The sequence below is a fragment of the Streptomyces sp. NPDC059371 genome (assembly GCF_042751995.1).
In the GTDB taxonomy this organism is placed as follows: Bacteria; Actinomycetota; Actinomycetes; order Streptomycetales; family Streptomycetaceae; genus Streptomyces.
This window is the reverse complement of record NZ_JBHYXD010000013.1, coordinates 67,805-73,539: the sequence shown is the minus strand read 5'-3', so window position 1 is coordinate 73,539 and position 5,735 is coordinate 67,805. Positions and strand designations below refer to the sequence as shown.

Genomic DNA, 5,735 nt, shown 5'->3' with positions numbered 1-5,735 from the left:
GGGTTGGGGGCCGGGGGGCCCGCCGGGGGGGGGCCCGGCGCCGCGGGGGGGGCGGCGGGGCGGTTGTTGCCGACCAAACCCGACGCGGCGGCGGTTTTCCGCCCGCGGCTTCTCCTGCTCGGCGTGAACGCGGGTCCGGCACTCCCGTGCCGTCCTCGCTCGCGCCGGCTCCTGGCGTCGGTCAGTCGACGCTCGGCAGGATGTGGGGCTCCGCGAGGTCGTCCTCGTAGCCCGCGAGGCGGATGGGAGCGGACCTGGCCCACACGTCCAGGCTTCCGAGCTTGGTGTCGGACCCAGCGCCGAGGCGGTCCGTGCGTTCCTTGGGGTCCTGATCGAGATTCGTCTTCTCTGGTGTCACCGCGCACTCCTTATGTGTCGGGTCACCCTCGGGACGCTAGGGCCCGGTGCTCTCGGGTCGCCTGACGTCCGCTCGGGTCTGAGTCGAAGCAGTTAGGGACGCGGTGGCGCCGGTAACTCGTGTGAGAGCAGGCCGTGGTGACCGGCATGTCCCGGGACGGACCGTGGGTGTGGGTGGACCCCAGTAAGTCTGTCCGTCGGCTACAGCCTAACCAAATGAGCAGGCCCCCGCTCTATGGGGCTGAAAACGTGAGGTTACTGTCACACGTCATCCAGGCTCCATCAAGCCTCGATCTGCGGCGATTTGAAACATGATGCCCTCTTCGCGACCACCCATTCGGCTCAATATCGCCCCTGGACGGGGGCGTCGGCGTCGCCCGGGGGCAGGACTGAGTCACCATCGGCCGACGGCCGTCGCGCGCGGCCGGCCCGAAGACGTCACGCAGTTCAGGTCCCGTTGGCCGGTTCGCAAGGAGGCCATGCTGTGCTGTCGCACGGCAACGGCCTTTCTCGCGGGAGGACTGACGCATGGAGCTGCGCGGCGTCGAGGAGCTGATGGATCTGCTGCACGCGTGCCGGGGCGTCCACGGCGCCTCCGAGCTCGCCCACTCCCGGCTCCGCCCGGGCGGAGGACCGCCCGCCGGCGATACCGTCGATCTGCACGACCACGCCCTGCAGACCGCCGCGCTCCTGCGCCGGGGCCACCCCAGCGACAAGGAACTCCAGGTCGCGGGCCTGGTGCACGACATCGGGCATCTGCTCAGGCCCGGTGACGAGGCCGGGCACGCCGGTCTCGCCGCCGACGCGGTACGGCCGCTCCTCGGCGAGCGGGTCTCCGGACTCGTCCGGCTGCACGTCGCGGCGGGCCGCTACCTCGCGGCCGGCTCGACGGGCCACGGACCGGCCCCGCGCGGACCGCTCACCCCGGCCGTCCCGGGCGGCGCGATGACCCGCCAGGAGGCGGCCGCGTTCGGGCACGACCCGCTGGCCGAGGACGCGGTGACCCTGCGGCAGGCGGACGACGCCGGCCGGGTACCCGGTCTGTACGCCGGGGACATGGAGGACTGGCGCACGCTGCTGGAGCTGGTGGCGGAGCGTTCGGCGTGGGCGGGCGACCACACCGGCGCACGGCATCCGCGACGCCCGGGGCCGGCGGCGGGACTGGCGGAACGTTCCGCGCGGCTGGGCGCCGCCGACTGACGGCCGGCTCCGCGCGGCCCGCGCCCACCGCGTTCGCCGCGTTCGGCGTCCGGCGTCCGGCGTTGCGTTCGGCGTTCGGCGTTCGGCGGTCAGCGGTCAGCGGTCAGCGGTCAGCGGTCAGCGGCGGTCGGCTCGGAGGGCTGTCGGCTGACGGCCCGTCATGAGACGGTACGCGGATGACGTCGCCGTACGGACTCGAGGGCAGGGCCGCCGTCGTCACCGGCGCCTCGCGCGGAATCGGTCTCGCCGTCGCCGAGGCGCTCGCCGGAGCGGGTGTCCGGGTGTGCGTGAGCGCGCGGGACCCGGACGCGGTGCGGCGCGCGGCCGAGCGGGTCGGCGGCATCGGGCTCGCCGGTTCCGTCACCGACGCGGCGCACCTGAGGGAACTGACCGGCCTGACGCTGCGCTCCTTCGGACGCCTGGACGTCGTGGTCAACAACGCGGCGACCAATCAGCCCTACGGCCCGCTCATGGACGCCGACCCGGAACGCTGGCGCGAGGCGTTCGCCGTGAACGTCGAGGCGCCGCTGCGACTGGTGCAGTACGCCTGGCGGTCCTGGATGGGCGAGCACGGCGGGTCCGTGGTCAACGTCTGCACGGAGGGTGCCGCACACGTCGGCCCGCAGATCGGGGCGTACGGCACCAGCAAGGCCGCCCTGCTCCATCTGACCCGGCAACTGGCCGGCGAGCTGGCCCCGAAGGTGCGGGTCAACTCGGTCTCCCCCGGCCTCGTCCGTACCGAGATGGCCCGCTTCGTGTGGGAGGGCGCCGAGGCCGGACTGGGCGCCTCGCTCCCGCTCGGGCGTATCGGACGGCCCGAGGACGTCGCCGCCGCCGTGACCTGGCTGGTCTCCGACGCGGCCGGGTGGATCACCGGTGCCGACCTGCTGGTCGACGGGGGCACGCGCGTGCGGGCGGCCTACACCGGCTCCCCCGCCGCGCCCGTCCAGGAACGGCTGCGGCAGCGGACCCCCGGGGTACGAGGGTCCGCGCCGTAGGGCGCGTCCGTCCTGGCCGGAGGCTCACCACTTGCCGGGCGTGTAGTCCTTCAGGAAGACGCCGTACAGGTCCTCGCCCAGCTCGCCGCGGACGATCGGGTCGAAGACGCGGGCGGCGCCGTCGACGAGGTCGAGGGGGGCGTGGAAGCCCTCGTCGGCCAGGCGCAGTTTGTCGTAGTGCGGGCGCTCGTCGGTGATCCAGCCGGTGTCGACCGAGGTCATCAGGATGCCGTCGGTCTCGAACATCTCCTGGGCGCTGGTACGGGTCACCATGTTCATGGCGGCCTTCGCGGCGTTCGTGTTCGGGTGACCGGCACCCTTGTAGCCGCGGCCGAACACGCCCTCCATCGCGGAGACGTTGACGACGTACGCGCGCCCGGTGGACGCCGTGCGGGCGGCCTCGGCCATCTGCGGCCGCAGCTTGCTGATCAGGATGAATGGCGCCGTGTAGTTGCAGAGCTGGGTCTCGAGCAGCTCGACCGGGGAGATCTGCTCGATGGTCTGCACCCAGGTGTTGCTGTCGACGACGTCGGGGAGCAGGCCGCCCGCGTCGATGGCGGTGCCCTCGCGGTGGCGGACCACGCTGGCGTTGCCGGCGACCAGGGCGAGGTCGGCCACCTTCTGCGCCTCCAGGCCGGAGACGCCGACGGGCAGCGCCTGCAGTCCGTCGACCGCGCCGGAGTTGAAGGCGCCGATGACGTGCTGGGCGGGCAGTTCACCGGCGGGCAGCGGGGCGCTCTCGCTCTCGACGAGCGCGGCGTACGCGGACGGCAGCCGGCGCACGGTCTGCGTGGCGTTGTTGATCAGGATGTCGAGCGGGCCCTGCTCGGCGACGCGGTCGGCCAGGGCGACGGCCTGGGCCGGGTCGCGCAGGTCGATGCCGACGACCTCCAGGCGGTGGATCCAGTCCGCCGAGTCGTCCATGGCCTTGAAACGGCGGATCGCGTCGTTCGGGAAGCGCGTGGTGATCGTGGTGTGCGCGCCGTCACGCAGCAGGCGCAGCGCGATGTACATGCCGATCTTGGCGCGGCCGCCGGTGAGCAGCGCCCGCTTGCCGGTGAGGTCGGTACGGGCGTCGCGGCGCGAGCGGTTCAGGGCGGCGCAGTCCTGGCAGAGCTGGTGGTAGAAGTAGTCGACCTCGACGTACCGCGTCTTGCAGGTGTAGCAGGAGCGCGGGCGCTGGAGTATGCCCGCGATCCTGCCCTCCTCCGTCACCGACGACGGGAGGATGCCCTCGGTCTCGTCGTCGATGCGCTGGGCGGAACCGGTCGCGGTGGACTCGGTGACCAGCTTGTCGTGGGCCGTCTTGGCGGCGCGGCGCTCCTGGCGGCGGCGCTGCTTCACCATGCGGTAGATGCCGGCGGTGGCGCGGCGCACGGCGATCGCGTCGGGGTGGTCGACCTCGATCTTCTCGAGTTCGTCGAGCACGCCGAGGCAGACCGCCAGCCGCTCCGGGTCGATGCCGGGACCGAACGCGACGTCCGCCACATCTGTCGTGTCCACGGCGGGGGTCGCCCGGCCGTCCTCTGTCACCGTCATCGCTGCTGCCGTTCCTCGGGTGGTGCGCCGCGTTCGAACCGCGCTCGCTTTCGAAGGCGGAATTTTACGGACCAATCGCGCGCGGCACCAAACCCGTCGTGATCATGGCGTGCAGGCGGTGATCAGTACGCGCACCTCCTCGGCAAGGGAACGGGCCAGCAGATCGAGGTCCGGGACGGCCTCGGCGTCGGCGACCAGCCCGTAGTGGACCTTCCCCCGGTACGTCGAGACGGCCACCGCGAGGGCCTGGCCGCGGGCCAGCGGGGCGAACGGATAGACCTCGGTGAGCGGGCAGCCGCCGAGCTTCAGGCCGAGGCTGGGCAGCGGCACGCTGGTGACGAGGATGTCGAACAGCAGCCGGGCGGCCTGGCCCACGACGGGTCCGCCGATCCGGTGTCCGAGCGGCGGCACGTGGTCGGCGAGCAGCGCGACGGCGCCCGCGCCCCGGTTGGGTCCGGCGTCCTTGTTCCGGTCCATCGCCGTCCGTACGGCACGCAGCCGCCCGAGCGGGTCCGGGTCGTCGACGGGAAGCCGTATCAGGTAGCCGGAGAGCCGGTTGCCCTGCGGCTGCGCGGTGCGCGGGCGGCGCCGGGAGACGGGGATCAGGGCGCGCGGGGAGACCCCCTCGCTGCCGTCGCCGCGCTCGTCGAGCCAGCGGCGCAGCGCGCCCGCGACGACGGCGATCAGGACGTCGTTGACGGTGCCGCCCACGGTCTTGCGGACGATGTGCACGTCGTCGAGGTCGACCACCACGCCGGTCGTGCGCCGGGTGCCGGTGGGCGCGGAGGTGAGGGCGGGCGAGGACTGCGCGGTGAGGGTGGCGCGGGCCACCGAGGCGCCGATGTCGAGGGCGCGGCTCACGTCGGAGAGGGTGTCGCGGACCAGCCCGGGCAGCTTGCGGACGTCCGGGAAGAGCCCCCGGGACGGTTCCGCGGGACGCGGACGGGGTTCCGGCAGATCCATCGGGTCCATGATGGCGGCGGCGAGCATCAGCGCCCTGAGTCCGTCGGCGAGCGCGTGGTGGAACTTGAAGAGCACCGCGAAGGACGTGCCGTCCTCGCCGGGCAGCACATGCGCCTCCCACGGCGGCCTGCCGCGCTCCAGCGGGCGTTCCATGAGCCGCCCGGCCTCGGCGTGGAAGTCGGCGGTCGGCTTGTGCAGCAGGACGTGGTCCAGCGGCTCGAAGTCGGGCGCGGGTTCGCGGGCGGCGCCGCCGAAGGCGAGCGGGGCGGTGGGCTGCCAGACGTCGCGGATGCGCATGCGCAGCCCGGGAACGGCGGCGGCGCGGGCCGCGAGCAGGTCCGCGGCATGGGCGCCGGCGGTGGGCGAGTGCGCGGCGAAGACACCGAGTGCTCCGAGGTGCATCGGGTGCCGGTCGGACTCGATGTTCCAGAACGCCAGGTCGAGTGGTGCGAGGAGGTCGGAGATCAAGGGGCTGCTCTCGCGTCGACGACGGGTGGACATGCAGTCAAACCCGGACTGGTGATTACGGTCAAGTACGATCAAGTTACGCACAGTTAACAGCGCATTAAGTCCCGGCCCCCCGCTCGCCGGCGGGGGTCCGGTAACACTCAGGAGCCCGCGCGGGCTCGCTCGGGGGTGAGCGAGGGCGGCAGCGCGCGGGGCCGGGCGTCTCACACG

5 protein-coding genes are annotated in these 5,735 nt (G+C 73.0%); 2 read left to right on the top strand and 3 right to left on the bottom strand.

All coding sequences use genetic code 11. From position 1 onward, the window contains the following. Positions 1 to 181: 181 nt before the first annotated feature. Positions 182 to 358, bottom strand: coding sequence for a hypothetical protein (locus ACFXGX_RS10520; protein ID WP_384787697.1), 177 nt, complete (start codon positions 356 to 358; stop codon positions 182 to 184). A 527-nt stretch (positions 359 to 885) separates the two neighbouring features. On the opposite strand from ACFXGX_RS10520, the gene ACFXGX_RS10515 reads away from it, so the two are divergent. Together ACFXGX_RS10515 and ACFXGX_RS10510 are read left to right on the top strand one after the other, a co-directional pair. Continuing rightward, positions 886 to 1,557, top strand: coding sequence for an HD domain-containing protein (locus ACFXGX_RS10515; protein WP_384787694.1), 672 nt, complete (start codon positions 886 to 888; stop codon positions 1,555 to 1,557). A gap of 176 nt (positions 1,558 to 1,733) precedes the next feature. Further along, positions 1,734 to 2,555: an SDR family oxidoreductase gene (locus ACFXGX_RS10510; RefSeq protein WP_384787691.1), complete on the top strand. Its 822-nt coding sequence runs from the start codon at positions 1,734 to 1,736 to the stop codon at positions 2,553 to 2,555. 24 nt (positions 2,556 to 2,579) lie between these two features. Here ACFXGX_RS10510 and ACFXGX_RS10505 read toward each other — a convergent pair whose 3' ends face one another. After that, positions 2,580 to 4,094 carry an SDR family NAD(P)-dependent oxidoreductase gene (locus ACFXGX_RS10505; protein ID WP_384787688.1) on the bottom strand — a complete coding sequence of 505 codons (1,515 nt, stop codon included), beginning with the start codon at positions 4,092 to 4,094 and terminating at the stop codon, positions 2,580 to 2,582. Positions 4,095 to 4,196: 102 nt separating this feature from the next. Beyond that, the gene (locus ACFXGX_RS10500) at positions 4,197 to 5,525 is read right to left on the bottom strand and encodes a wax ester/triacylglycerol synthase family O-acyltransferase (protein WP_384787874.1); all 1,329 of its coding nucleotides are present in this window, start codon (positions 5,523 to 5,525) and stop codon (positions 4,197 to 4,199) included. Positions 5,526 to 5,735 lie beyond the last annotated feature (210 nt).